Source organism: Pseudomonas sp. yb_9 (assembly GCF_043103635.1).
GTDB classification, from domain to species: domain Bacteria; phylum Pseudomonadota; class Gammaproteobacteria; order Pseudomonadales; family Pseudomonadaceae; genus Aquipseudomonas; species Aquipseudomonas monteilii.
Map to the genome: position 1 here is coordinate 64,496 of NZ_JBICKA010000031.1, position 25,567 is coordinate 90,062.

Consider the following 25,567-nt stretch of genomic DNA (forward strand, 5'->3'; position numbering starts at 1 on the left):
CTTGCAGGTCAGGCAGCGGTGACGACGGGGTGGGCGGCAAACCAGGCTCGGGCCTGTTCGGGGATCACGCCGATGCCATGAAATGTCTTGATCTTCAGGCCACGCTGTTCGCCCTTGTGGTAGAGCGCACGGGCACAGCTGTTGGGGAACACGCGGCTTAACAACAGCCGGCTCAGTACCTCGGTGTGACCAAACGGTGCAACCCAGTCGTTCACCCACAGCCGCTGGCCGCTGCACCAGTCAGCGTCGTCCATCTCGATGGGCGAACGTGTCAGGTAACGGCGCTCGGCGGCCTCGTCCAGGCTTAGCCACGACAGGTAGAACACCGGCTTGCCACCCTCGCTGCCCAGCACGAACTGGCGGTGCTTCAGGGCCGGCAGCAGCAGGCTCGACAGGGTGTGCAGCGGCACGTCACGGTGCGCCTGGGAATGCATCCACAACCAGGTGGCGCTGCCCAGCGCCGTGGCCTCGTTCCAGGGCTCGTCGAACACGCCAGGGGCTGTGATTTCAAAGGTGTCGAATCGCATGCTGGGCCCTCAGAAAGACAACGCGACGGTAAAGGCACTGGTGAAGTGGGCGGTTTCGAAACCGTCCGGCTTTTTCAGCGGCGTGCCCCACGACCAGTCGTAGGACAGGTTGCGGTACCCGCCGCGTACTCCCACCACAGCGCCGGCCAGGCGCCGGCCAACCAGGTAGTCGGCGGAATTGCCGCCCACCTCGCCGTAATCGATACCGGTGTAGAGCTCCTGGCCGCTGCTGCCCAGGGCCAAGCCCAGTTCGTTGCTCAAAGTCCAGCCGCGGTCGGCGGCCAGGATGTTTTCACCATCGAAGCCGCGCACGCTGTAGCGCCCACCGATGCTGAAGCGATCCTGGGGAACCAGTTCGGTGCGGTTCCACTGTGCGCGCCACGCACCCAGATAACGCCAACGCTGGTCATAGGCGCTGAACGGCACTTGCCACTGGGCATCGGCCAGGATGATTTTCGAGCGCGACGAGCCGTCCCCAATCGCCTCTTCAGGGGCCTCCAGCGAACCATGGGCACCGGTGCCACGGCGATAACTGGCCCCCAGGTCGAGGGTGGCCGGCCCGATAAACTCGCGGTGGTTGAAGCCTGCCTGCCAGCCAGCCATGCGTCGGTGCTGTTGCTGGATCTGCGTGTCATCGATGAAATTGTCGGACGAGCGCGTCCACAGGCTGCTCCACAGCGTGGTCTTGCGCACGGCATCGCGGTATACGAGGCGCGACAGGCGCAGTTCGTTGTTGCGGCTCTCGCCGCGGTACTGGAAGTTCTGGTTAACCCCGGCCACATTCTGGTGGTAGTCGTACTCACTGCTGGTCACCGCCAACTGCCAGTAACCAAAGGGCACCGAGTAATGCAGCGTATGGCCCTTGGAGCCTTTGTCGCCGGACTCGCCACCGCCCAGGTCATGGTTGAAACTGGCGTAGAACAGGTCGTTGAAGCTCAACGGGTTGTCCAGCGACAGCGCTACGGCGCCCTGGTATTTGCCGGTTGTCTTGCTACCGCCGTTGTCCACCGACAGGCTCAGGCGTGCCGGGAAACGCTGGCGCCATGCAATGATCACATCGCTCTCGCCGGGTTTGGCGTTGCTGCCGCTGGCAGGGGCGATGCGGATATCGGCTTCTGCGGTGGGCACGCGCTTGAAGTTCTCCAGCGCTTGCTCGATATCACGCAGGTTCAACAGGTCGCCGGGCTGGGCCGGCATGGCGTTCCACAGATTGGCGCGCCGGCTTGTACCTTCGGCGAAACGGATATCACCAATACGCCCTGGCAGCAGGGTCAGTACCAGGATGCCGCTGCTCAGGTCTTGTGCTTCGGCCAATACCCGGGTGGTGACGTAACCCTTTTGGATAATCGCATTCTGCATGCGCTTCATCGTGAGATTGATAGCGCCCGACCCCAGGCAGCGCCCCAGCGCGGGGTCACCGTTGGGGTTGGCCGCCGCCAGGGCCCACTGGAACTGCTCGGCGGCGTCGCCGATCAGGCGAATGTCGTTGATCCTGAAGCACGGGGTTTCCCGGGCGGGCAGTATTCCGTGCGCGGTGGTGGGCGCTTCCAGGCGCACATCCGGCTGGGCTTCAAGCTGCTCACGCAATGCCCGTTCGCGCTGCTGTTGGCGCAACAGAGGATCGTCGGCTGTAGCAGCAAGGCTGCTTTGCGCTGCGCTCAGGCAGCCGGCCAGCAGGAGCAGGCGGAGGGCGATGGTAGGCATATCACATCCTTGTGGACCGATAAGTACGGAAGCGTTTATCGGGCGATGTGACGGGCGAGAGCAGGAAAAGTTGCAGCAGATGGGAAGAAAATTGGTGAAAAATAGCTTTTTGTGAAGCAATTCCCACACGAAAAGTCGTGTTTTGTCGCAGCTAACACAACATGAAGCAGCGGCGTGGTAGCGGGTTCAGGGCGCTGCGCGACCACCCTGGGGCGCACAGCGCATGCACACGCTTAAGCGGTCGGCTCGGTTGGCTCGGCCAACTGCACGGGTTTCGCTTCGGGGTTTTCCACCTTGCGCAGGCGGCTCAACTCCGGCAAACCCAGCTTGAGTAACCGCGCCGTCTTGCCGCTGGCTACCTTCTCTATCCCTTGCTCGGCCGGCAGCCGCGACAACTGCCCAGCCAGGTTCATGGCCAGAATCTCCCGCGAATAGACGCCACCGCCAAGCTGGTAAATGGCCGCGATCAACTCCCGCAGCGCCAACGGCAAACGCCAGCGGGTACGTAGCGCCGAGCCGAACGCCGCACCAAATTCGACAAGCGACAGCTGCACCTTGTCCTCGTCCAGTTCGCCGCCGGCCAGGCGCCACTCCTGCAGGCAACGCAACACCGCCAGGTCGCCCAGGCAATGCAGCAAACCCGCGCAATAACAACGCCCTTCGTCCAGTTCGAGCATGCGCGCCAAGGTACGGCCATATTCGGCAGTGTGCAGCGACAGGTCCCAGTAACGGGCGGCATGTTCCGCCAGCAACGGGTCGCTGAGGCGTGCGCTGCGCTTGAGGGTCATGCCCAGGATCAGGTTCATGCTCTGGGTACTGCCAAGCTTGTTCAAGGCCTGCAGCAACGTTTGTACCGGGGCGTCACGGTGCAGCGCGGCGCTGTTGGCGGCGGCAATCAACACAGCGGTAACCTGAGGGTCGTTACGCACTTCCTCTTCCAGCACCTTCAGGTTCAGGCCCTGAGGGTTGAGCGCGCGCTTGATCGCTACCTCCACATCCGCCAGCAACGGCCCACCATCGGCAGTAGCGCGGCGTTGCTCAAGGTAGGCCGGCAGGCTGGCACCGGGCTGCAAGGCAGGGGCCGGGCAGGCGATTTCCTCGCCAACCGCCACCAGCAGCTCTTCCAGGCGCTTGCGCAGGTTGTCCAGGTTCAGCGGCTTGCTCAGGTAGGCGGTAGGGTGCAGCGGCAATGTTTCGCGCACGCTGGCGCTGTCGCTGCGGTTGCTCATGAGGATGAACGGCAACTCCGGCCCTTTGGCGCGGACCTTGCGCAACAGGTCCAGGCCGTCGACACCGGCCAGCTCGCGGGCGGCGATGATCAGGTCAGGTTTGTTGGCCAACAGGTTGAGTGCCTGCGAACCGTCGGCGCATACATGCAACCGGGCATCACAGCGTACGCTGAGCAGCATTTCGCTGAGCATGTCACGTACCCAGGGATCGCCCTCGACAATCAGTACGCTTGGTGCGGTGGGGTTTGCAGCGCTCATCGCCAACAGCTCCTGATTAGCCTCACACACAGTCCGTCGCAGCTTCCAAAGCAAATCCTCCGCTAACGATAGCGCCCCATGGCTTTTCTGGGCACAAAAAAAACCCGCCGAGGCGGGTTTTTTTCTGAAGCGTGTCACATCAAGCGAGTTCAGCGAAGCACTCTTCGATGATGGCCAGGCCTTTGTCCAGCAGGGCGTCTTCAGCAGTCAGCGGTACCAGGATACGCAGGACGTTGCCGTAGGTGCCGCAGGACAGCAGGATCAGACCCTTCTCGCGTGCCTTGGCGACCACCTGGCCAACAGCAGCAGCGTTCGGGGTGTGAGTGCCTTTCTCGAAGACTTCGACAGCAATCATCGAGCCCAGACCACGGACGTCGCCGATGATCGGGAACTTCTTCTGGATTTCGCGCAGGCCAGTGGTCAGGCGCTCACCCACAGCCTTGCTGCGGTCCAGCAGTTTTTCTTCTTCGAACACTTCGATCACGGCCAGGGCAGCGGCGCAAGCGATCGGCGAACCGGCGTAGGTGCCGCCCAGCCCGCCTGGCGCGATGGCGTCCATGTACTCGGCCTTGCCGCACACACCGGCCAGCGGGAAGCCGCCAGCGATGGATTTGGCGAAGGTGGTCAGGTCAGGCGCAACGCCCATCTGTTCCATGGCGAAGAAGGTACCGGTACGGCCAGCGCCGGTCTGTACTTCGTCGGCGATCAGCAGGATACCGTGCTTGTCGCACAGCTCGCGCAGGCGCTTCATCAGCTCTTTCGGCGCTGGCAGGAAGCCGCCTTCGCCTTGTACTGGCTCAAGGATGATCGCGGCGATGTCGCGTGGCTCGGCGTCGTTCTTGAAGATGCGCTCGACCGAGGCGATGGCGTCGTCAACGCTGATACCGTGCAGCTCGCTCGGGAACAGGGCGCGGAAGATGCCGCCTGGCATCAGGCCCATGCCAGCGGAGTACGGCACGACCTTGCCGGTCAGGCCCAGGGTCATCATGGTACGGCCGTGGTAGCCGCCGGTGAAAGCGATCACGCCAGCTCGGCCAGTGGCGGCACGGGCGATTTTTACGGCGTTTTCAACGGCTTCGGAGCCGGTGGTGACCAGCAGGGTCTTCTTGTCGAAGTCGCCTGGTACCAGCTTGTTGATCTTTTCGCACAGCTCTACGTAGGGTTCGTAGGCCAGCACCTGGAAGCAGGTGTGGCTGACTTTGGTCAGCTGATCTTGCACGGCTGCAACCACTTTCGGGTGCAGGTGGCCGGTGTTCAGTACTGCGATGCCGCCGGCGAAGTCGATCAGTTCGCGGCCTTCAACGTCGATCACGGTCGAGTTCTTCGCGGTGTCGACGAAGATCGGGTGGATTTGGCCGACGCCACGTGGGACGGCAGCTACACGACGTTGCATCAAGGATTCGTTGGTCTTGCTCATAATGCCCTCATTGCGCCGACAGGAATGGCGCTTTTATTCGGGGGTGGCTGGGAGTGCTCGCGAACAGTATTCGTTGATCGACTGCCGCAAACGCCCTGGCCACCAGGTAATGCGATGTAAAAAAGGCCAGCGAGACGTCGCTCTCGCGCCCCGCTGGCAGAGGTAAAGCCTTTACCGTGCTATCAGACGCTGATGCACAGGTATTTGATTTCGAGGTAGTCCTCGATACCGTACTTGGAACCTTCGCGGCCCAGGCCCGAAGCCTTGATGCCACCGAACGGTGCCACTTCGTTGGAGATCAGGCCGGTGTTGATACCCACCATGCCGTATTCCAGGGCTTCGGCAACACGGAACACACGGCTCATGTCGCGGGCGTAGAAGTATGAAGCCAGGCCGAACTCGGTGTCGTTGGACATGGCGATGACTTCGGCTTCGTCTTTGAAGCGGAACAGCGGCGCCAGTGGGCCGAAGGTCTCTTCCTTGGCGACGGCAGCGGTCTTCGGTACGTCGACCAGGATGGTCGGCTCGAAGAAGTTGCCTTCGATGATCTTGCCACCGGACAGCACCTTGGCGCCTTTGCCAACGGCATCTTCGATGTGTTCCTGAACCTTGGCGACAGCTTTACCGTCGATCAGCGGGCCAGTGGTGGTGCCTTCTTCCAGGCCGTTACCGATCTTCAGCTTGGCAACAGCGGCGGCCAGCTTCTGGGCGAACGCGTCGTAGACGCCGTCCTGCACGTAGATACGGTTGGCGCAGACGCAGGTCTGGCCGTTGTTACGGTACTTGGAGATGATCGCGCCCTCGACCGCCTTGTCCAGATCGGCGTCGTCGAACACGATGAACGGGGCGTTGCCACCCAGCTCCAGGGAAACCTTCTTGATGTCCTTGGCGCATTCTTCCATCAGCTGGCGACCGATTTCGGTCGAGCCGGTGAAGGACAGCTTGCGTACCAGGGAGTTGCCAGTCAGCTCGCCGCCAACTTCGCCAGCGCTGCCGGTAACCACGCTCAGCACGCCAGCCGGGATACCGGCACGGTGGGCCAGCTCGACCAGGGCCAGGGCGGAGTATGGGGTTTGCGAAGCAGGCTTGAGCACCATGGTGCAGCCAGCGGCCAGGGCCGGGCCGGCTTTACGGGTGATCATGGCAGCCGGGAAGTTCCACGGGGTGATGGCTGCGGTAACGCCGATTGGCTGCTTGATGACGATCAGACGCTTGTCTGGCTGGTGGCCAGGGATGGTGTCACCGTAGACGCGCTTGGCTTCTTCGGCGAACCACTCGATGAACGAGGCGGCGTAGGCGATTTCGCCCTTGGCTTCGGCCAGTGGCTTGCCTTGCTCGGTGGTCATCAGGCGAGCCAGGTCGTCCTGGTTCTCGATCATCAGTTCGAACCAGCGACGCAGCTTGGCCGAACGCTCCTTGGCGGTCAGGGCACGCCAGGCCGGCAGGGCCTTGTCGGCGGCTTCGATGGCGCGGCGGGTTTCCGCGGTGCCCATCTTCGGCACGGTACCGATGACTTCACCGGTGGCCGGGTTGGTCACCTTGATGGTCTGGCCGTTGTCCGCATCCAGCCACTCACCATTGATATAGGCTTGCTGGCGGAACAACTGAGCGTCTTTGAGCTGCATGTCGGCTTCCCGAATTGTTGATTGTTGAAAAGCGCCCAAGGCAGGGCATCGAGCGTTTGAAATCTCAAACGAATGCTAAGCGGCTGCTGGGGTGTTGGACAATAGGCTGTTCGAAAAAAAGAACGAATGGTTGAACACCCTATCCGAAATTGCCCGTCAAATGGCCGGTACAGGGTAGACGAACGAGCTGAAAGAAATGTGAAGGGAGGACCGACGGCCCTCCCGGCAGGGATGTATCAGAACGCCTTGGCCAAGTCGATCACCAGTGCCCGGTAGCCGACACTGCCCGGCTGTCGGCTATGCACTTTCAGCTCCACCAGCACCTCCTGGGTCCCACGCCGCACCTCGTTGAGCACGGTAGTGGTCAACTTCTCCGGCGTCAGGAAGTTTACCGAAGCCGAGTAGATGAACTGGGTATCAGTCTCCGGCCAGCCTTGGGGCGAGGCCAGTATCCATTTCACCTGCTTGTCGCGACCGATCTTCGCCACGCCCTGGTGCCGTGCTGAAACGATGATGCTGTCGTCATCGGCGTCGTAGTCGATGGCATTGACGTGCGCCCAGTTGCGCCCGGTGCCCACGCCGGGGGTGTCGCCAAAGGGCAAATCACCTTCGGCCAGTTCATTTGCCAGCCGCTCGTGTTGCTTCTGCACACCTTCCGGCAATTGAATGGCGGCCTTGCCCAAGGTTTCCAGCAAGTCGCCTCAATACGGATCAAGGATCTGGTTGAGGCCCCAGAAGTCCAGCACATCCCCGGCCTCGTTAACCTCGATGATGTGGTCGCGGATCGAACGTACGCGCTTACCGTCCGGGCGGCGATAGTCGCTGGTACCCACCCTTAGCAGATAAGTGCCATTGGTAGTCTCGCGAATTTCATGGGAGAAGTCGGCGAACTTGTCGGGCAGCGTGCGCTGCCAGATACGCCGCCCCAGCAAGTCGTACTTGGAATAGGTCTGGCCCTGGCCCCAGATCAGCTTGCCATCGCGGCGGTTGGAGTCGTGGATCTGCTCGATGTCCAGGTACCAGCGCACATCGCCGTTGCTGTCGGCGATCCAGTTGTTGCCCACCTGATCCCATTCCGCCGCACCGCCCAGTGCATTCCATTTGAAGGCACGGCCACCCGGGATGTCACCTTGCAAGTGGTTGAACAGCTAAAGGCGCTTGGAAGGCTAAGGCCAGAACTGATCGCGCTCTGAGCGGGTTGAACACCCTGCCGGAGTGACTTGGCAGGTAAAAACAGCTACAGATCAAGGCGATGGACGCCACCGATTCAGATGGGTATCATGCGTGCGCGTTGCACTCGTAGCTCAGCTGGATAGAGTACTGCCCTCCGAAGGCAATACTCATCGAGTTGAGAAGGGTGTCAGCTAATGGTCAAATAGGCCGCCGCAACAATTACGCACCAGTAGCTCAGCTGGATAGAGTACCGCCCTCCGAAGGCGGGGGTCGTGGGTTCGAATCCCGCCTGGTGCGCCATATCTGTATGATTTAAAAGCCTTTTCCTACAGCTCTGCCGATCCAGATCCCGAATTGGCTAATCTCTCAAAATTGATCTCCATGCGGATACTCAGATTGTGGTGAGTACTGCCCGCAGCGCTCCTTTCCGACTCATTTTCGGGCTGTGCCAATTCTGTGCCTAAACCGTGCCTCAAAGTCTGGCCCCCTATTTTGCGAGCGGGGATTTTGAGTACTAGCCATAAAGAGTTGCAGCCACAACGCTCTGTTCTGTTAAGCAAGGTTGCATGGTTCGGCCATTTGCCCGAGAACTGCTGGCCGGCTTTAGCCGTCCCTGCTGATGCGTTGAGCGCCGCCGGCCACCCTCTGGCAGCGCCGGCAGCGAAAAACACATGATCACTCGTGGAGATATGCCCAGCGCCCCAGCAGGGTTTTCGATTCGACCTGGTCGTAATTCTGCTTTGGTAAATAAACAAGTTGGTCCCAGTTCAAACCACTACCCGCTTTGAACAGCAGGGCCCATTGATTGCCATAGAAATCTTTGAGATCCGCCTCGCCCGTTACAATCTCAAGTGGCGGCAGTCTGCCTGGGATCGCCTCGACAAAATCAGGTACAAGTTGTTCCAAGCGCTCAGGTGGCTCTCCGGTTGCCTCAATGTAATGCTCTATCGCAGTGACCAAAACAGCAGCCTGCTCACCCGCCCGTTCATAGCCTTCCATTCTCATTGCTGTTCCCGCCTGCAAACCTGCAAGGCCACCCAGAAGCACACCCAGCATGATGGCCGGGAAATACTCCCGCCACTTTCGGGTGACCAGCATAACCAGCAGCGCAACAAGCACGTGGATGACGGAATAAGCCACTACGAAGAAAACAACCACCTCCAGGCTGGTACGCCCCCACGGCGCGTAACCCAGAAAAGGCAGCGCCCCCATGATCAGACTTGGAGCGGCCGCAAGGGATGCTGCCTTGAAAAGGCCGGACTGCAGAATTTTCTTTCGCAATTATTCGTCAACTCTCAAAAGAGCCAGAAAAAGACCAACGAGTAGCCGCCTGCTACGGTTGGATGGAAATGGCCTTCCATCCCCAGCTTTCACGCTTCTTGTTGTAGGCCTGTACCGCTGTACCGGAAACCTGCTGACCGTCTTTGATCTCGCAGTGCTCCACCAACGCCGCCGGAATAAATATTTCGCCCGGGGTAAAGCCCATGCCGTTAGAGACGCGAACCGCCTCGGTGAAGTCTTTGCGTAACAAATCGCCTGGCACTTTTTTGCTCGCCTTTGCGGCAAGCACGCGGTATTGAGGACCACGCTTCGAAACGTAGCGAACAAGCTGCACCTCGATGGCATCGCCCTCGGCAAACGCACACGGCAATGCCGACATCGGGATCTCACCATTGATCTCCCGGCTGACGATATAGCGAATGGCCTGTTTGTCCTCATTCACCTGGTTCACAACTCCTAAAAGCTCGGGCGCGATATCCCACGCAGTTGCGCCAGTCCGGCGCTCCAACACAAACAGGTTGAAGCGCTGATTATCATCAAACTCACCCTTGACCCTGACGGCATCTCCGGCCGCAAGATTCATCCGCGCGACCTTTGACTCAGGAATCGACACCTCCGAGGGGATTGAGCCTGTTTTCAGGAAAACCTTGCGCTTGGGCTTGTTCTCTCTGCCCGGCACGACAAAGGTCTCGCCCAGGCAGGCATCAATCCAGAGCAGGTCATTGAACAGCAGCGCTTCAGCCGCCTTTGCATGAAGCCTGTAGTAGTCACTGTTGGATGCCTTGGCCTGCACCCCGGCAAACCAATCCTGCGCGGCAATGCTGGCAACAGCCTCGGGGATCTTATAACCCTCCTGCTCCTTGGCTCGAATAATGGCTTCGACTTCGTGCTTGGCTGCTGCATAGTCGTTGGCCTCCAGCATGCGCTCGGCGACTTCCAGGCGAATTTTCCCTGTGAACTTGTCTTCTGCCGGACAGGTCAGCGCCTTGCAGTAACAGCCCAGCGCAGCGTCCGGATCCTTCTGCGAGACAATGTCACCCAGCAGTCCCCAGGCCCAGTAGTCGTTTGACTTGGCCTTGGTCACTGCAATCCCGAAAGCCAGCGCCTCGTCATGCCGGCCCAGCGCGAGCAGCAGCTTGGCCTTGTTCAGCTTGAGAAATACATTGTCCGGAAAGCGCCCCATAGCACCATCAATGAAGGGCAGCATGTACGCCTGCCCGTCCGCATCATCGGCAGCAGCCGCTTCCTTGCCAGCCTGCTGGATGACTTTCTCAGCTAGTGACGGAAACTCCCTGCCATCCTCGGCGCGATAGCGCTCATAGTCGTCCTCGCGCAGATGCTGAAGATTCCAATGGCGGGAAAAGGCCAGCATTTTCAGCTTGTCCTGCCCGGCCAGCTTGGCGGCTAAGCGCAGTATGCGAGAGTGGAGCGAAGAGGGCTTTTCGATCGCCAGCTTGAGGTAGTCACTTAAATTACGCTTGGCCTCACCAACGTTGAAGTCCTCCCCGGCCATCAGTGCCTTGGTGTGCTGGTAAAGCTCCCAGCCGAAACTGGTCTGGATATCCTGATCGGCAGCGCCGTTCATCCATACCTTGCGGTAGATTGCAGCCGCTTGCGCGTGCTGCCCGCTCTTGCTGAGCGCCTTGGCCTCGCTGATCTGCTGCCCAAAGGGATTGCACAGCGAGAGCGTATGGCGAACGCCTTTACTCAGCACATCGTCAGCAGGATCGACAACAATGCTCTCCAGCTGACTGCGATAGTGCGGCAGGCTCTCCAACTGCCCATCCTTGACGTCACGCTTGATCAGGTCGATCAAGCACCAGGCAAATGCCTTGCGGTCCCATTCATCGGCCTGCGGCGCAGCCATCAACTCAAGCGCCATCGCGTAGGCTTCGTCGATTGCCCCTTCCCTGCGCTTGGCGAATACCTCCTTGTTGCTAATCATGCCTGCATACCTGCGGTAAGCAGTTGCCCGACCTCAGCGACCATAGTGCCCGGTGAGCACGCTGCGACCACGGGCTGGCATTTCGTGAACTGGTCTTTGCCGTTGTACCAGATGTCATAAACGGCCACAGCACCATCGCGGGTAAAGCTGTAGCGCTGGCACCACTGCTGCTCAACCACCTTTTGCAGCGTGATACCACTGTCCGCACACAGGTTCAGCACCTTGGCGTGAAACTCATTGAGGAACGGCTTGGCGAAATGAACATCGGCAACCCCTGCCGTCCCGCCATCCGCAAGCGGCAAGCCCTTGAGCGCGGTCAGCACAGCACTCAGTTCGCCGCTCAACTCGGAAAGATAAGGAGCCGCTACACCGGTAACCTTGCTCTTGCCGTTATAGGCAATGTCTATACGGGCAGACTCCCCATCACGGCTGAAGAGATATACCTCCTGGTACTGGTGATGGAGAACGTCCTCGATACTGATCCCCCGCCCGGCAATTAACCGACGTACCTCGGTCAGCAACGCGAGCAGCACTGTTGCACTGGCGGGGATGCCGAATGTTTCGTCCTGCGGCGCAGGGGCAACCGCTGCAAATGCTGGCGCTGCAACGCTGGGAGCAGGAGCCGGAGCCGGAGCCGGAGCCGGAGCCGGAGCCGGAGCCGGAGCCGCGGGCATGCTGGGCGCCGCGCCGAGCATCTCCAGCGCCGGATTGGCCACCATCTGAATACCACTCCACGGCTGGTGGTTCGGCGGATCGAGCAGATACAGGTGGTGCGCCGTGCGCGTAATCGCCGTGTAGAGCCAGCGGAAGTAGTCAGCCGTGAGCTGGCTTTGGTGGCTTTTGCATTTCACAAACACATGATTCCACTCACTGCCCTGCGCCTTGTGGGAGGTGATGGCGTAACCGAACTTGAGCCTCAAGGCATTGAAATACGGATCCGCCATCAGGGCGTCCTTGAACGCCTTAGTCCGCCTTGGCAAGTGCTTGTGGCGCATGCAGAAGTCGAGGTATAGCGCCTTGTTCTCATCTGACGAGAGCGTTGGCTCCTTGCTGTAAAGCAGATCCTCGATGATCTTGGCCGGGAAGAAATGCGCTGTGCCATCAAGGTCACGGAAGCCTGCCAGTACGTCCCTGAAGCGCAGCGGCACAACAATTTCCTCGACCACTGCAGTTTCGGGATTTCTCCGCCTCAGCTTGACGCTGCGCTCTTCAACCTCTCCGAGCACCTCACGAATCAGGCCGAAATCACCATTCGAGATAAAGAATCCGTGCGCATTGCTATTGGCTACAGCCATCACCTTGTCTCCCGGCATCACCTGCGCGCAGCCGGGGAAGAAGTGTTCGCGAATTAGCCGATTGTAATCGCCCACGCCAGCGTTGGAGTGAGCAATGACGATGGACTCGCCGTTGATCTTGCCGCCACAGGAATCCAGATAACGCTGCAACAGCGCCTGATGTTCGACCTTCTCAACGTCCGGATAGGAGAGGTCCATGGTCAGGCGGTTGAACACCTTGCTCTGCAGTGACTGTCGCAGGGGCTGAGCATTGGCCAGAATGCCGCTCTGCGCTTTCTGCCGCACCACCTCAGACAGCTCGTATTCGCTGCAACGGACGCGATGATGACGCAACAGATACTCCGCATCCAGCGCCGGCGAAAAGCTCATGCCCACGGGAGGCAACTGCGCATCGTCACCGATGAAGATGACCTTCTTGCGGTGATCGTTATGGTCCAGATTGACGAACTCGAATAGGTCGGCAAGCAGATAGCCAGACCCGAAGCGGAAGAACTCCGCCTCCTGGTAGATATCCGCCACCATGGACGCCTCATCCACGATGTACACCGTATCCACAGAAAGCGTGTTCACCGCCAGCTTGGCGTAGAACTTGAAGGTCTCGGTACCCTCGGTGTCTGCATCGCGGTACTCGTCCATATCGTCAAACGCATAGAGAGTTTTGTGCAGGGTGTAAGCCGGCGACTGGGTTTTGCTGGCGATCACCTTCGCGGCCTTGCCGGTTGGCGCAGCCAGTACATAGTTGCGGCCAATCGCCCGGAAATATTCGGTCAGCCCCTTGGTGATAAAGGTTTTACCGGTACCGGCGTAGCCCTTGAGGAGGAAGACGTTCTGCGTATTGCTGGCGAGGAAATGCTCGAGCTGATTGACCAGCTCCGTCTGGCCGCTGGTCAGCGTATAACCGGCAAAGGCATCGTGAATGCTGAGATGCCGGCGCGTGTTCGCGGCGCTGAAATCGATGCTACCCAAGGCATGAGCCGAGGCGCACTTGAAATCATCCAGCCTGGCCTGATCAGGTGTTGGGGTTATTGACGCAGCTACAGCCTGAGAGTCTTTCTCTGCAGCTTCCAGGCGGCTCAACTCGTCTTTCGCTAAGGCCAACTGCTCGGCAGGGTCTTCTGCAGGGCCGCCCTGCTCCGAGGCTTCTACAGGAGCCGTGAAAGGCGGATAGGTGTCGGCAGACTCACCGCTGTAGGTCTTGAAGAACCACTGGCCGATCAAATACGCATCCCAAATCAGGGCAAGCGAGACGCTGGCGTCGATTAAACTGCCATGGGCGGCTTTATTGCCGATCATCCGCAGGGCGTGCAGCTTCTGCAGCACGATGTCGCCAACTACCTCCTGAAAGGCAGGATATTTGAGCTTCTCGAAGAACCCATCGGACGGTTCACTGGGCAGGCTCAAATCTCTGTAGAGAACGCCAACCAGAACCTCTGCAAAGCAGCGGAGTTTTATGACAGCAGTGTGCGGGTCGGCAAACACATAGCGCTCAGCAAGCGAGGCGTGCATATACAGCTCGGGCCAGCGAGACTTCAGCGGGGCAAAATTATCAGAAACCATTCATTATCCTTACGCGACCAGGCGGCCCCCTTACGAACCATCGATTCCTTTACTAGCAGAGTGCCTTATAGCGCCCTTTAGCAGACTGACGAAAGTCAAATGGCTACTCAATCACTGGCCGTCATTTGCCCTTTCAACGGCGAATGCTCGAGGCCAAGCCTGTTTTGATAGGCAAACACTCAGCTCTGCTTTAGTGTCTATGCGGCCCCGTGGAAAATTGAGCCTACAAAAATGTCATTTGTGCGAAACGCATCTAGAGCATGCATGCGTGTGATGTTTCGCTTACTGGTCGATAGGTCGCTGCAGCCCAGGCCTACGGAAGGAAACCTGCACATTCTTATCCCTCGTTGGGATGCCAAGCTGGGCGACTCTATCGTTTCATCCTTCTTCTTTCGAGAGGCTCGCAAACTCAATGCCCGCGTGACCGTTCTGACGGTCGTTGAGCTTGCCCAGATGCACGCGCAGGACTTTGGCGTGGATCAAGTCGTGATTACGAACGCCAATCCTGGAGTACTCGAACTTCGCCGCCTAGCGCAGCAGCTTGGACAGGTGGATGTTGTGGTGCATCTGGTAGGGAGAATCCAGCCTGCGGAGATCCTGTTTTTGCGATTGCTGCACCCGGCCCGCGTGTACTCCCTCGATGACCGTTTGCGCTGTGTCAATCGCAAGTTCGGTGAAGCAACTGCCGGTCTCGACATGGCCGAGCGCTACCGATGCGTGCTTATTGACTTGGGTGCACGCATGGTCGATAGGAAGTACATCGTTCCCCTTCCTGACACGATGCCGAGCGCCACCTCAGCCCGGGAAATCCTATTCAACCCCTACGCCAGCCGCACAGATAAAAGCTTGGCCTTCGACCGATCCGTGAGCGTGCTGAACGCCATCGCCGACACTTATCCAACTCGGTCTATCGGAATCCTATACAGCCCCGTGACACGAGCAGATGCGCTGCGCATGGAAGTCGCGGTGGCTAGACAAAACGTGCGCGTCGTCCATGGACTGGCATCCCCTAAGGATGCCGCCGGGCACATACGCTGCGCACAGGTCGTGGTCAGTGTCGACACGGCAATCGTTCACATGGCGGTCGGCCTAGAAACAAAGCTGGTGGCAATCTACCCAGCCATGGCTGAACAAGCTAACCCGTGGCTGCCCCCACCTTCTCCTTTAACTCGGGTCGTCTATAGCCTGCAACACACTGATCAGGTTCGGCGCACCGGCAAGAGGGACATGAATGCGTTCTCAATAGAGGCTCTGTTGGAAAACCTTCATCAATTGTTGGCCACTACACCCGAAACTGAGCAGCTCCATTCGATCAGAGCGCGGTTAGTACCTGGTCTGGGCGTCGCACAGGGAACCCTCGCCCGTCAGTTACCCCTGATCAGCAAGGACTTCCCCGAGGTCGCTGACTGTCACCCTGGGACCATAAACTTGGAGCTCGAATGTCCTCTCGAAGTGACGCAGCCCGATCATCGCACTGCTCCGCTCGCCTGGACTCCGAGCGGACGGACGACTGAAGTATTCGACCTGGTACGCGTTGAGCTCGAGTTCGGCCCACCACCAACGCGCGTGCCCGCATGGTTGTACGTTGCCCACGCATCCCCTCACCGTGGCACACCGACCGTCCATGAGGTGATAACTCAGCAGTTAAACCTGAGTGAGGTCAGTGAGTGCCAAATTCATCTGCGCGCAAGCGCAGTAACACTGACACTCACACATCAACAAACGGTGCCCATCAGCCGCTCGCTCTCTCCTATCCAATAGCCACGATCAGCCTCTATGTGCAGGAACAAATTGGCCAGCAAGGTACCGCCAGAGAGAAACTCTTCAACAGATTCTATACGCGTGGACGTACGCCGGAAGTAGGTGTTGTAGAGTTTGAGTATGGCAGTATCTCTCACTAGAAAGTCTACAACGCTGACATCCCGACGACGCATCACCTCACAGCTTGCGAAGTTGTACCTTGGACGGTAGCCGGGGTCGACGATATCTCCGGCTATAGGCACTACTTCGTCACCAAATTGATCCACGATGTCCTTGATACGCCCAGGATTACCCCAAGCATGGGCGCCTGCCTCAAGCCCAGTAGCCAATGCGCGGGCAAGAAGTGGGTTTCCTGGTTGGGACGCAAAAATACATTCGTCATACCAATGCAGCTTATGACTGAGGCCTGCCGGAAACAGTAAGCTAGTTGGATCGCACAATAACAATGTGTCTGCATCCACCCACGCACCTCCATATCGATGGACGAAGGCCATGCGAATGAAGTCGCTCCTGGCAACTATGGCCTCGATCCCCTCCGCTAGAGTAAATGGCAACGGTTCAAAGGCCCAAGGTTTATCAAGGATTCGAGGGGCGATCAGGTCCTGGACCGTCCGCGGTGTAAGCAATTGAAAGCGCTCACCCAGGGCTCTACGCATCGAGACCAATGCCAGCGCGACATAGGCTGGCATGACCTGCCCAGGGGCATTTTCCCAATAGCTCACATATCGAACGGAACTATGAAGGCAGCTGTTCACGGGTGAATCGCCATGCCATTGGTACTTAGCAACCCGACATTCGTCAGGTACTCCCTCAGCAACGCCATTGAAGGAGCGCATTGTGGCTGACCTAGAAACTCGTTACCCAAGGCAGACTTGTAGAGGCGCAGCCAGGTCAGCGCAGGCACCTTCGGCAGGAAGGTGGCGAGCGACTCTCGGTTTCCCTCCCCGAACAACAGGCGCAGGGTGCGCAGGATTGGTTGGTAGTCCCGCGCAGACAACAGCTCCGCAACGGTATCGTCCAGCCGTTGCTCGATCACCACACTATTCAGCCGATCCTCAACCGAGGCGTCGCCCAGCGCCACCCGGGGGTCGATCGCCACGGGATAGATTGCGCGGAACGACTTTGCACCGTTACGCATGGATTCATAAAGCAGTTTGTCGGCAGTAGATCCGGTAACCAACACATCGTCGCCGAAGATCACATGCACACCGCTCCAACGATAGAAATTTTCAGCCGGAATGACATGGTCCTGGACCAGATTGACGCGCTCCCGCTCCTCGGTGCTGAGGCTGGCGTAGTCCTCGCAGGGCGGCGCAATCCTGGGCAGCTTGACGTTGATGATGGTCGGCAACGCCATATGCGCCAATTTGACGTTGACCTCCTCGACCACGATCTCATAGAGCACGTTCGCCGTGGACGGCACGTTGCGCCAACCAGTGGTCATCATCACCACGTTGTCACCACAGACCTTGGCGTTCTGGAACAGGTATGACCATTGCGAGTCTGGCCTATCCAGCTCGCCACTGAGGTAGTCGATCAGTTGTCTTGCGAGATACCGGATGTCATGCACACCGCCGTATTTTGCACGGCTGTAGATCCCAGCCAGCGCGGTGGCATCGCTGCCCGAGGCCATGTCGCGGAACAACCCCGACTCGGCAGGTGTAAGGCAGTGCAGGGCAGTACCGCCAAAAATCGAAACATACTCGGTCATGCTGATCAGGTCACGTGCAAACAGGTCGGCTGCGAAAGCGCGGAAACCAGTTTTCACATCATCAGCACAGGGCTGAGCGGAAGCCTGACGAAACATCGCCAACTGGACATCAGCCGGGCTATTAAGTACCTCGGACCATAGCGGAGAATTTCCGGGGGAAATCATGTTCAAGGTCCTTCAAGTCCTGCTGTCAAAGTTGCCAGTGTGCCCGGTAACGTCAGGCTGTCGAGAGCGACATCGATTCGACGGCGCTTCTCGTAGTAACTAATGCTCTTCAGCCCCAGGGGCCTCAGGGTCTCAAGCAGTTCAGCAATGCCCGCACCAGCGTCACTCGGGTCATGGGCATCAGACCCAACCGTGAAGGGCACTTCGTGTGCGATGAGCTGCGCCACCAATTCCCAAGACGGATAAGACCAACGGCCCTGAACCTCCCTCCCCGTTGCCGGGTCCAGGCTCGACTTTCGAAGACCTGAGGCATTGAGCTCGAATGCAATACCGCTTCGGGCGAGCGGTTCCAGCAAAGGTTCTGGTTGGCGACCGCATGTACGGCCGTGGTACCGAAGACGACAAAAACGGCATCGTGGTGGCGATGTACGCGCTGAAAGTGGCCAAGGACGAAAACCTGCCGCTGGCCCGGCAGTTCAAACTGCTGATCGACACCACCGAAGAAACCAGCGGTGACGCCATCCCCTACTACTTCGAGCGCAACCCCACGCCCGACTACAACCTGGCCCTCGACGGCGGCTACCCGGTGGTGATCGCCGAGAAAGGCTACGGCACGGTCATGGCCAGCTTCAGCAAGCGGGCGGGCACTGGCAAGGGCGCAGAAATCGTCAACCTGACTGGCGGCCTGGCCACCAACCAGATCCCGACCACCTCGGTAGCGACCCTGGTTTCAGACAACCCGACGCAGTTGGCCAAACAGTTGCAGCAAGCCGGTGCCAAGTACGTGAAGCAGCATGGCGGCGACTTCAGCATCGACGCCAAAGCTGAGGGCAAGAACGTGCTGCTCACGGTGACCGGTGTTTCCGCCCACTCTTCGGAGCCGGAGTCCGGGGTGAACCCGGTGGCCCGCATGCTCGACTTCATCAACGGCGTGGGCAAGCAGGTTCCGCTCAAGCACAACCACTTCACCGACGCCGCCCGCTACGCCGCCGACAACTGGGGCCTGGACTACCTGGGCAACAAACTCGGCGTGGCGTTCAAGGACGCATTCATGGGCCCGCTGACTGCCTCGCTGACGTTTGTCGGGGTGGATGACAAAAGCCTGAAACTGGCGGTGAACCTGCGTATTCCGAAGGGCAAGCCGATCGCCACGATCAAGGACGAACTGGCTGACAAACTGGGCAAGTGGACCCGCCAAAGCCACACCTCGGTAGCCTTCGACTACAGCCTGGACGAGCCGATGTACCGCAACCCCGAGGGCGAATGGGTCAAGGCCCTGCTCGCGGTGGCCACCGAGAACCTGGGCATGAAGCATGAGTTTGGCACCTCGGCCGGCGCAACTTCGGTGCATGACCTGCCCAACGGCGTGCAGTTCGGCCTGGCCATGCCGGATGTGAAGTACACCGGGCACAACGACAACGAGTTCAAGACGGTGGAGCAGTTCATGCTGGACCTGCAGATCGTGAGCGAGATGGTGGCGCGGCTAGGGCAGATGCCGAAGCTTTGATTGGCTGTACTGGCCTCTTCGCGGGTAAACCCGCTCCCACAGGGATCGCCCAGATTTCGAAGGCGGTGTAGTTCCTGTGGGAGCGGCTTCAGCCGCGAAGAGGCCGGAACAGGCAATCGCTCATGACGTTTTTCAATCGACTCCATGCCGTTTCCTGCATTGCCGTGCAGAGCGCCGTGCCGGATGCTTTAGTTACTCCGAGACAGCGCTTTTTTCACCCCCAGAGGCCCGTATGAAGACCGTCGAACAAATCCTCAAGACCAAGTCCCAGCACCAGACCGTGTACACCATCGGCCCGGATGACTCGGTGCTCGACGCCCTGAAAATGCTGGCGGAGAAAAACGTCGGTGCGCTGCCCGTGGTCGAGGGCAGCCAGGTGGTGGGCATCGTCAGTGAACGGGACTATGCACGCAAACTGGTGCTGAAGGGCCGCTCGTCCGCCGCCACCCCTGTGCGCGAAATCATGAGCGCTCCGGTGGTTACCGTGGAACCGAAACAGAACCTTGAGTACTGCATGAACCTGATGACCAACCGCCACCTGCGCCACCTGCCGGTGGTCAGCAATGGCGAGTTGCTGGGCCTGCTGTCGATCGGTGACCTGGTCAAGGAAACCATCGCCGAACAGGCCAGCCTGATCCTGCAACTGGAGCAGTACATTCGCGGTGAATGACGCCTCTCAATGGTAGGCGCGCTCCAGCTCGTCCAACTGATGGTCGAAGCTGCGCAGACGCGCCGACCAGGTATACACCAGCACTTCCAGGTCACGGTTCAGTACTGCCGTATTGCCGTGGCCGCTGTGCGTAGGTTCGCCCAGGTCAAGCTGGTAGCGTTCGCGGGCCATGGCTTGGGCCACGCTCGACAGGTCGCGGGCATTGGCCAGCCAGTGGTGATGATGGTCATGGACTTCACGATCGAGCACCCGGCACTGGCGCTTCAGCGCATCCAGGCTCTGCTCCAGCGGCGTGCCCTTGAGCTCGCCCATGACCTCTTCGAACGTACGCCCCGAATGCCAGTAACTGCCCCAGAAGTAGCGGTCGAATACTGTTTCGACGCGGCGTAGCGCCACTTTGGTGTTCCAGATGGTCAGCAACGTTCGCCCCTGAATCACTTCCCGCTTGTTCAGGTGCAACTGCTGCCAGGCAATCCAGGTCAGCGCCACCAGCGCAAACGCCACAGTGACTGCGGCAGCTGCATACAGGAAATGCACTGCCTGGTTCATCTGCTGCGTCTGCCTGATGCCGTAGAAGTAACTGGCCGTCAGGGTGCCCAGGATCGTCACGGAGCACCAGAAGCCTGGTGCGTAGGGATCTTTCATCGCGCTATCCCCTTATTGTTTTCCTGAGCATAGCAACGGCCAATCACTCGTCAGGTGCCGCTCGGCGCTTTATTTTTTCTGCGGATGCAGCGCCTCATTCAGTTGATCGATCATGGGAATCCAGTCGGCGTCGGCGGTGTAACTTTCCTTGAGAAAGGCGCGCTGGGCATCGTTCCAAAAGGGTGCGTCAACCAGCTTCACATCTTCGTCCAAAGGCGAATGGGTGGTAATGAAGCGATCGATTTCGACCGGATCATCAGGAAGCCCCAACTGTTTGAAAATTTCAGAGAAAGGATGAATCGGATTGTCCATGGTTCCTCCTTGTCGCCAGGCCGGTCCTCGACGAGGTCGGCCCGGCAAGGGTTGAGAGCATCAGCTGAGTTCACGCACTTCGGCGCTCGGCACCAGCTTCAGGTATTGCTCCATGCTCATGTGAATCAGGTGATCGTGATCACCCGCCTCGAGATAGACATCACCCTGACGTGTAAGGCTCGAATCAAGCAGCATTTTTATCTGGTAGGCATCACCAAGGGCCGGCACGGCGCCGCGCTCGCAGTCACTGAACAGGCTAGGCAAGCCGCTTTCCCGGGTGAGTTGCCAGGCCCCGGACATGCGCACCTTGGTCATGTCCAGGTGCCGGTTGGCCGGTAGCACGGCCATGATGTAGTTGCCATGACGGTCATCGAGCATCACCGACTTAGCGACCCGCTCGGCAGGCACGCCGGCCGTCCGGGCCGACTCCAGGCTGGTGGCCGAATGGGGATGGGGAATGACGTCGTAATCGCAGTTGGCCTTGTCCAGGCGTACCTGCAGGGTTTTAGCCATACGCATGATGCACCTCCGGTTTCGCCCCCCAATCTCCAATTTTAGGCCTGGCAGCGGCAGGCAGGGCTAAACTTGTGCAATAGAGGCAAACGAGGTGACGACAGGTGATCGCGCAAGGCTGACGCTGACGAGCAGAAATAGAGATGGGGGCCTCTACAAGGCCCCAGCTGGCTATCAGAGAGGTGCGCGTCGCAACGTGGCCAGGAAGGTGGCCGCACCAATGAACAACCCGGCAAAGGTACGGTTCAGGCGTTTCTGCTGTTTGGGCGTACGCAGCAGACGCAACACCCGCGAAGCCAATCCGGTGTAGCCCGCCATCACCAACATGTCCACACTGATCATGGTCACGGTGATCGCCACATATTGTGGCAGCAACGGCGCATGCGGGTTAAGGAACTGCGGCAGCACCGCCAGCATGAACACCAGTGCCTTGGGGTTGCTGACGTTGACCAGGAAACCGCGGAAAACCAGGCTCAGCGGTTTGCCGATCGGGCGCACGCCAGACTCATCGGCCATGTCCATCGGCAAGGCACGCCATTGCTTGTAGGCCAGGTAGACGAGGTAGGCGACGCCAAACCATTTGATGACCTGGAAAGCGGTGGCCGAGGCGGCAAGGATGGCACCGACGCCGGCGGCGATGATGGCGATCTGTACGATCAGGCCCAGTTGCAGGCCCAGGGCATTCCAGTAACCACGCCAGAAGCCGTATTGCAGGCCGCTGGACATCGAGGCAATCGCCCCGGCACCGGGTGAAAGGCTGATCACCCAACAGGCGGCAAAGAAGCCCAACCATACTTCCATTGACATCACACACCTCGCTCGAACATATGTTGCAAAACGTTAAGCTAAGGTGTTGGTGAAAAAATAACCAGCAAATTCTTCGGGTTTAATCTGCCTCGACCGTCGGATCTTTGTGCATCGCCTGCACTTCAGCCCCACGCCAGCGCCGCACCGACTTCTGGAAGAACTGGCTATTGGGCACCTGCACCAGCGCCCCACCCGCCTCGGGCAGCTCCATCAGCGTGGTGAACAGCAGGTTGATGGCGATTACCCGGCCTTTTACGCCCGGCTTGTCCAGGGTGTCGACCAGCTCGACCACATCGCCGATGCGAAACGGCCCCACCGTGAAAATCAGCACCGCGCACAACAGGTTGGACAGCACGCTCCACATGGCGAAGAAGGCCACTGCCGCCACCGCGACGAAGCCGGACAGTGCAGTCCACAGCACCGTTGCGGAAACGCCCAGTCGCTCCAGCACGAACAACAGCGCGCTGCCCATGATCAGCCAGCGCAAACCACCCCGCACCGGCACCAGCAGCTCCGGTGGCAGCGGGTAACGCTGACCCAGGCGGCTCAACCCGCGGGCGACGATGCGCTGCAGGACGAAGGCTGCCACCAGGATCAACAGAATCTGCAAGCCCAGCCAGAAGGTGTCCATCCATTGCCCTGGCAGCAGCGAACGCAGTTCCTCCATCAGGACAGCGCCTCGAGCTCGGCCTGCATGCCCTCGAGCGTTTCCAGCGCTTCCATCCAGGCTTCTTCCAGCTCGCCTTCGCGTTGTTTGAGCTTGGTCTGGCGCGCCAGAAGGTCACGCAGCTCATCCTTGCGCGCGGCCTCGTAGAGGCCACCTTCGCCCAGTGCGGTCTCGATCTCGGCCAGTTGCGCATGCACCTGGTTAAGCTCGGTTTCCAGCTTGTCGGCGGCCTTCTTGTGCGGGGCAAGCTGCTGACGCAAAGCGGCGGCGGCCTGGCGTTGGGCTTTTTTGTCGGTCTTGTCCGGGTTGACCGGGGCGCTACTGGCCGGCGCACTGCGCTGGCGGTACTCGACCAGCCAACGGCTGTAGTCGTCCAGGTCACCGTCGAAGGCGTCTACCTTGCCATCGGCCACCAGCAGGAAGTCGTCGGTGGTGCTCTTGAGCAAATGTCGATCGTGGGATACCACCACCACGGCACCGGCAAACTCCTGCAAGGCCATGGTCAGCGCCAGGCGCATTTCCAGGTCGAGGTGGTTGGTCGGTTCGTCGAGCAGCAGCAGGTTTGGCCGTTCCCAGGCGATCAGCGCCAGCGCCAGACGGGCCTTTTCGCCACCAGAGAAGTTCACGACCGGCTCGTCGCAACGAGCGCCGTGGAAGTCGAAACCGCCCAGGAAGTCGCGCAGGGTCTGCTCACGCTCAGTGGGCGCGATGCGCTGCAGGTGCAGCAGCGGGCTGGCCTTGTCGTCCAGCGAGTCGAGCTGGTGCTGGGCGAAGTAGCCAACGGCCAGGTTTTCGCCCCGTACCAGTCGGCCAGACAACGGTTCCAGTTCACCCGCAAGGTTCTTGATTAGCGTCGACTTGCCCGCGCCGTTAGGCCCAAGCAAACCGATACGCGCACCTGGGGTGAGCTGCAACTTGACCTTGTCGAGGATGGCCTTGTCGCCATACCCCAGCCGGCCTTCGGACAGGCTCAGCAACGGGCTGGAGATTTTCTGCGATTCGCGGAAGACGAAGTCGAACGGTGAATCCACATGCGCCGCCGACAGCTCTTCCATGCGCTCCAGGGCCTTGATCCGGCTTTGCGCCTGGCGAGCCTTGGTGGCCTGGGCCTTGAAGCGGGCGATGTATTTTTCCATGTGCGCGCGCTGCGCCTGCTGCTTCTCGTAGGCTTGCTGCTGCTGCGCCAGGCGCTCGGCACGGGTGCGCTCGAAGGCGGTGTAGCCACCTTTGTACAGGTTCAGCTTACGCTGCTCGACGTGCAGCACATGGTCGACCACAGCGTCGAGGAAGTCGCGGTCGTGGGAGATTAGTAACAGCGTGCCGGGGTAGCCCTTGAGCCAGTCTTCCAGCCACAGGATGGCGTCCAGGTCGAGGTGGTTGGTGGGCTCGTCGAGCAGCAGCAGGTCGGACGGGCACATCAGCGCCTGAGCCAGGTTCAGGCGCATCCGCCAGCCACCCGAGAAGTCACCGACGCGGCGATCCATCTGCTCGTTGGTGAAGCCCAGGCCGGCCAGCAGCTTGCGCGCGCGGGCATCGGCGGTATAGCCGTCGGCGCTTTCCAGCTCACTGTGCAGGCGCGCCAGGGCAGTGCCGTCGTGGGCCTGCTCGGCGGCGGCCAGTTCGGCCTGGACCTTGCGCAGGCGCACGTCGCCGTCGAGCACATAGTCCACGGCCAGGCGGTCGAGGGTATCGACCTCCTGGCGCATGTGGGCGATGCGCCAGTCACCGGGCAGTTGGCAGTCACCGGCATCGGGTGACAGCTCACCGCGCAGCAAGGCGAACAGGCTGGATTTTCCGGCACCGTTGGCACCGATCAGGCCGGCCTTGTGACCGGCGTGCAGCGTCATCTCGGCGCCTTCTAGCAAGCGCTGCGGACCACGCTGTAAAGTGAGGTTGGATAGTCTGATCATGATGGTCGCGGAGTCTACCAGCTTCCTCGGCCCATAGCGCGAGTGGAACCATGCACACCGACCTGTGGAATCACGCCCTGGCCCTGTATGTCAGGCCCGGCGCGGAAGCGGCCTGCCTTGAGCTACAGGCACTGGGTGGCGATGTCTGCCTGCTGTTGTGCGCAACCTGGCTGCAAGCGCGAGGCGTGGCGGTGCTGGATGAGCGCGTGCAGGCGTTAACCGAAATAGCCGGGGCCTGGCAGCGTGACGTGGTCGCCCCGTTACGCGGCCTTCGCCAACAATGGCGAGCAGCGGCATCGGGTGATGCGCAACTGGCGGCGTTACGTGAACAAGTGAAGGGGCTGGAGTTGCAGGCCGAAAAGACCTTGCTTGAGCGTTTGCAGGAGTGCTCGCGACAGTGGCCCAGGGACTCGCATGGGCTCACGGACGACTGGCTGGCCCGGCTGGCGCCGGAGCCTGGCCGCCGCCACGACGCGCTGGATCAGTTGCGCGCCGCAGCGGCTACGCTTCAGGACGCCGAAGACGGCGCCTGAGCCGGGGTGCTGGCGGGTGTCGCCGATGCTACTGAAGCAGCCGGGGTGGCCGAGTTGGTTGCAGCAGCCGGGGTACTGGCGGCAGGCGCAGCCGGTTTGGCTTCGGCTGGTTTGCTGGCAACAGGTTTGGCGGCATCTGGCTTGGCTGCCCTGCGTGCCGGGGCTTTGGCGGCAGCTGGTTTCGCGGCTGGCTTGGCTGCGGGTTTGGCAGCAGCAGTCGCTTTGGCAGCTGGCTTCGCCGCAGGCTTGGCAGCAGCAGTCGCTTTGGCAGCTGGCTTCGCCGCAGGCTTGGCAGCAGCAGTCGCTTTGGCAGCTGGCTTCGCCGCAGGCTTGGCGGCAGCGGTCGCTTTGGCAG

The 25,567-nt window shown here is 60.0% G+C and carries 20 protein-coding genes, 1 tRNA gene and 3 pseudogenes; 5 read left to right on the forward strand and 19 right to left on the reverse strand.

Going from position 1 to position 25,567, the window contains the following annotated elements:
* Positions 1–8 precede the first annotated feature (8 nt).
* The 6 genes and pseudogenes from ACF8MI_RS08660 to ACF8MI_RS08685 all read right to left on the reverse strand — a co-directional run.
* Positions 9–527: a toxin-activating lysine-acyltransferase gene (locus tag ACF8MI_RS08660; RefSeq protein WP_060499443.1), complete on the reverse strand. Its 519-nt coding sequence runs from the start codon at positions 525–527 to the stop codon at positions 9–11.
* Between the two features lie 9 nt (positions 528–536).
* A complete protein-coding gene (locus tag ACF8MI_RS08665; protein ID WP_082426404.1) occupies positions 537–2,231 on the reverse strand; it encodes a ShlB/FhaC/HecB family hemolysin secretion/activation protein in 1,695 nt (564 codons plus the stop codon).
* A 233-nt stretch (positions 2,232–2,464) separates the two neighbouring features.
* Positions 2,465–3,718 (reverse strand): response regulator, encoded by a 1,254-nt coding sequence (locus ACF8MI_RS08670; protein ID WP_164524032.1) that lies wholly within the window; start codon positions 3,716–3,718, stop codon positions 2,465–2,467.
* Positions 3,719–3,857: 139 nt separating this feature from the next.
* On the reverse strand, positions 3,858–5,135 hold the full coding sequence (gene gabT / locus ACF8MI_RS08675; RefSeq protein ID WP_060499445.1) for a 4-aminobutyrate--2-oxoglutarate transaminase: 1,278 nt from the start codon (positions 5,133–5,135) through the stop codon (positions 3,858–3,860).
* A gap of 182 nt (positions 5,136–5,317) precedes the next feature.
* Positions 5,318–6,760 carry an NADP-dependent succinate-semialdehyde dehydrogenase gene (gene gabD, locus ACF8MI_RS08680; RefSeq protein WP_015268576.1) on the reverse strand — a complete coding sequence of 481 codons (1,443 nt, stop codon included), beginning with the start codon at positions 6,758–6,760 and terminating at the stop codon, positions 5,318–5,320.
* Between the two features lie 236 nt (positions 6,761–6,996).
* A pseudogene (locus ACF8MI_RS08685) lies at positions 6,997–7,908 on the reverse strand (aryl-sulfate sulfotransferase); the annotation flags it as partial.
* Between the two features lie 248 nt (positions 7,909–8,156).
* Between ACF8MI_RS08685 and ACF8MI_RS08690 the strand changes: the two are divergent.
* A tRNA-Arg gene (locus tag ACF8MI_RS08690) sits at positions 8,157–8,233 on the forward strand.
* A gap of 375 nt (positions 8,234–8,608) precedes the next feature.
* On the opposite strand, the gene ACF8MI_RS08695 is transcribed toward ACF8MI_RS08690, so the two are convergent.
* Genes ACF8MI_RS08695 through ACF8MI_RS08705 form a run of 3 tightly spaced genes read right to left on the reverse strand, consistent with a single transcriptional unit; the run spans position 8,609 to position 14,011 of the window.
* Positions 8,609–9,214 carry a hypothetical protein gene (locus ACF8MI_RS08695; protein ID WP_392517469.1) on the reverse strand — a complete coding sequence of 202 codons (606 nt, stop codon included), beginning with the start codon at positions 9,212–9,214 and terminating at the stop codon, positions 8,609–8,611.
* 52 nt (positions 9,215–9,266) lie between these two features.
* Positions 9,267–11,159 carry a DUF7017 domain-containing protein gene (locus ACF8MI_RS08700; protein WP_003292721.1) on the reverse strand — a complete coding sequence of 631 codons (1,893 nt, stop codon included), beginning with the start codon at positions 11,157–11,159 and terminating at the stop codon, positions 9,267–9,269.
* Positions 11,156–14,011: an AAA family ATPase gene (locus tag ACF8MI_RS08705; protein WP_392517470.1), complete on the reverse strand. Its 2,856-nt coding sequence runs from the start codon at positions 14,009–14,011 to the stop codon at positions 11,156–11,158. The genes ACF8MI_RS08700 and ACF8MI_RS08705 overlap by 4 nt, the downstream gene beginning before the upstream one ends.
* 273 nt (positions 14,012–14,284) lie before the next feature.
* Between ACF8MI_RS08705 and ACF8MI_RS08710 the strand changes: the two genes are divergently transcribed.
* On the forward strand, positions 14,285–15,772 hold the full coding sequence (locus ACF8MI_RS08710; RefSeq protein WP_003292723.1) for a glycosyltransferase family 9 protein: 1,488 nt from the start codon (positions 14,285–14,287) through the stop codon (positions 15,770–15,772).
* On the opposite strand, the gene ACF8MI_RS08715 is transcribed toward ACF8MI_RS08710, so the two are convergent.
* The 3 genes and pseudogenes from ACF8MI_RS08715 to ACF8MI_RS08725 form a co-directional block, all read right to left on the reverse strand.
* Entirely contained in the window at positions 15,727–16,461 is a 735-nt protein-coding gene (locus ACF8MI_RS08715) for a hypothetical protein (protein WP_024161956.1), read from the reverse strand. The two genes, ACF8MI_RS08710 and ACF8MI_RS08715, sit on opposite strands and share 46 nt — an antisense overlap.
* 62 nt (positions 16,462–16,523) lie before the next feature.
* Positions 16,524–17,648, reverse strand: a complete 1,125-nt coding sequence (locus tag ACF8MI_RS08720) for a hypothetical protein (protein WP_079380346.1) — start codon at positions 17,646–17,648, stop codon at positions 16,524–16,526.
* A 2-nt stretch (positions 17,649–17,650) separates the two neighbouring features.
* Positions 17,651–18,019: pseudogene (locus tag ACF8MI_RS08725) on the reverse strand (histidinol phosphate phosphatase); the annotation flags it as partial.
* Here ACF8MI_RS08725 and ACF8MI_RS08730 point away from each other — a divergent pair.
* Positions 17,989–19,155, forward strand: a pseudogene (locus tag ACF8MI_RS08730) (dipeptidase); the annotation flags it as partial. The pseudogenes ACF8MI_RS08725 and ACF8MI_RS08730 sit on opposite strands and share 31 nt — an antisense overlap.
* Before the next feature lie 232 nt (positions 19,156–19,387).
* A complete protein-coding gene (locus tag ACF8MI_RS08735) occupies positions 19,388–19,825 on the forward strand; it encodes a CBS domain-containing protein (RefSeq protein ID WP_060499452.1) in 438 nt (145 codons plus the stop codon).
* A 6-nt stretch (positions 19,826–19,831) separates the two neighbouring features.
* Here ACF8MI_RS08735 and ACF8MI_RS08740 read toward each other — a convergent pair whose 3' ends face one another.
* The 6 genes from ACF8MI_RS08740 to ACF8MI_RS08765 all read right to left on the reverse strand — a co-directional run bounded on the left by ACF8MI_RS08740 (position 19,832) and on the right by ACF8MI_RS08765 (position 24,679).
* The gene (locus ACF8MI_RS08740; protein ID WP_060499454.1) at positions 19,832–20,470 is read right to left on the reverse strand and encodes a hypothetical protein; all 639 of its coding nucleotides are present in this window, start codon (positions 20,468–20,470) and stop codon (positions 19,832–19,834) included.
* Positions 20,471–20,539: 69 nt separating this feature from the next.
* The gene (locus tag ACF8MI_RS08745) at positions 20,540–20,782 is read right to left on the reverse strand and encodes a DUF2789 domain-containing protein (protein ID WP_025754993.1); all 243 of its coding nucleotides are present in this window, start codon (positions 20,780–20,782) and stop codon (positions 20,540–20,542) included.
* A gap of 60 nt (positions 20,783–20,842) precedes the next feature.
* On the reverse strand, positions 20,843–21,301 hold the full coding sequence (locus ACF8MI_RS08750; RefSeq protein WP_060499456.1) for an aminoacyl-tRNA deacylase: 459 nt from the start codon (positions 21,299–21,301) through the stop codon (positions 20,843–20,845).
* A gap of 168 nt (positions 21,302–21,469) precedes the next feature.
* Complete coding sequence (locus ACF8MI_RS08755) at positions 21,470–22,102, reverse strand: LysE family transporter (RefSeq protein WP_060499458.1); 633 nt, start codon at positions 22,100–22,102, stop codon at positions 21,470–21,472.
* A 79-nt stretch (positions 22,103–22,181) separates the two neighbouring features.
* Entirely contained in the window at positions 22,182–22,769 is a 588-nt protein-coding gene (locus ACF8MI_RS08760) for a mechanosensitive ion channel family protein (RefSeq protein ID WP_060499459.1), read from the reverse strand.
* Positions 22,769–24,679, reverse strand: coding sequence for an ATP-binding cassette domain-containing protein (locus tag ACF8MI_RS08765; protein ID WP_164524020.1), 1,911 nt, complete (start codon positions 24,677–24,679; stop codon positions 22,769–22,771). Before ACF8MI_RS08765 ends, ACF8MI_RS08760 begins: the two co-directional genes overlap by 1 nt.
* 50 nt (positions 24,680–24,729) lie before the next feature.
* Between ACF8MI_RS08765 and ACF8MI_RS08770 the strand changes: the two genes are divergently transcribed.
* Positions 24,730–25,212, forward strand: a complete 483-nt coding sequence (locus tag ACF8MI_RS08770) for a TIGR02444 family protein (protein WP_060499461.1) — start codon at positions 24,730–24,732, stop codon at positions 25,210–25,212.
* On the opposite strand, the gene ACF8MI_RS08775 is transcribed toward ACF8MI_RS08770, so the two are convergent.
* Positions 25,188–25,567: hypothetical protein (locus ACF8MI_RS08775; protein WP_392517471.1), on the reverse strand; the 380-nt coding region annotated here is incomplete at its 5' end. The genes ACF8MI_RS08770 and ACF8MI_RS08775 overlap by 25 nt on opposite strands.

Coding starts and splice junctions, on each gene's coding strand:
- ACF8MI_RS08660 (WP_060499443.1), bottom strand. CDS start 527: ATGCGATTCGACACCTTTGAAATCACAGCCCCTGGCGTGTTCGACGAG.
- ACF8MI_RS08665 (WP_082426404.1), bottom strand. CDS start 2,231: ATGCCTACCATCGCCCTCCGCCTGCTCCTGCTGGCCGGCTGCCTGAGC.
- ACF8MI_RS08670 (WP_164524032.1), bottom strand. CDS start 3,718: ATGAGCGCTGCAAACCCCACCGCACCAAGCGTACTGATTGTCGAGGGC.
- gabT (WP_060499445.1), bottom strand. CDS start 5,135: ATGAGCAAGACCAACGAATCCTTGATGCAACGTCGTGTAGCTGCCGTC.
- gabD (WP_015268576.1), bottom strand. CDS start 6,760: ATGCAGCTCAAAGACGCTCAGTTGTTCCGCCAGCAAGCCTATATCAAT.
- ACF8MI_RS08700 (WP_003292721.1), bottom strand. CDS start 11,159: ATGATTAGCAACAAGGAGGTATTCGCCAAGCGCAGGGAAGGGGCAATC.
- ACF8MI_RS08705 (WP_392517470.1), bottom strand. CDS start 14,011: ATGGTTTCTGATAATTTTGCCCCGCTGAAGTCTCGCTGGCCCGAGCTG.
- ACF8MI_RS08710 (WP_003292723.1), top strand. CDS start 14,285: ATGTTTCGCTTACTGGTCGATAGGTCGCTGCAGCCCAGGCCTACGGAA.
- ACF8MI_RS08715 (WP_024161956.1), bottom strand. CDS start 16,461: ATGCCAGCCTATGTCGCGCTGGCATTGGTCTCGATGCGTAGAGCCCTG.
- ACF8MI_RS08720 (WP_079380346.1), bottom strand. CDS start 17,648: ATGATTTCCCCCGGAAATTCTCCGCTATGGTCCGAGGTACTTAATAGC.
- ACF8MI_RS08735 (WP_060499452.1), top strand. CDS start 19,388: ATGAAGACCGTCGAACAAATCCTCAAGACCAAGTCCCAGCACCAGACC.
- ACF8MI_RS08740 (WP_060499454.1), bottom strand. CDS start 20,470: ATGAAAGATCCCTACGCACCAGGCTTCTGGTGCTCCGTGACGATCCTG.
- ACF8MI_RS08745 (WP_025754993.1), bottom strand. CDS start 20,782: ATGGACAATCCGATTCATCCTTTCTCTGAAATTTTCAAACAGTTGGGG.
- ACF8MI_RS08750 (WP_060499456.1), bottom strand. CDS start 21,301: ATGCGTATGGCTAAAACCCTGCAGGTACGCCTGGACAAGGCCAACTGC.
- ACF8MI_RS08755 (WP_060499458.1), bottom strand. CDS start 22,102: ATGTCAATGGAAGTATGGTTGGGCTTCTTTGCCGCCTGTTGGGTGATC.
- ACF8MI_RS08760 (WP_060499459.1), bottom strand. CDS start 22,769: ATGGAGGAACTGCGTTCGCTGCTGCCAGGGCAATGGATGGACACCTTC.
- ACF8MI_RS08765 (WP_164524020.1), bottom strand. CDS start 24,679: ATGATCAGACTATCCAACCTCACTTTACAGCGTGGTCCGCAGCGCTTG.
- ACF8MI_RS08770 (WP_060499461.1), top strand. CDS start 24,730: ATGCACACCGACCTGTGGAATCACGCCCTGGCCCTGTATGTCAGGCCC.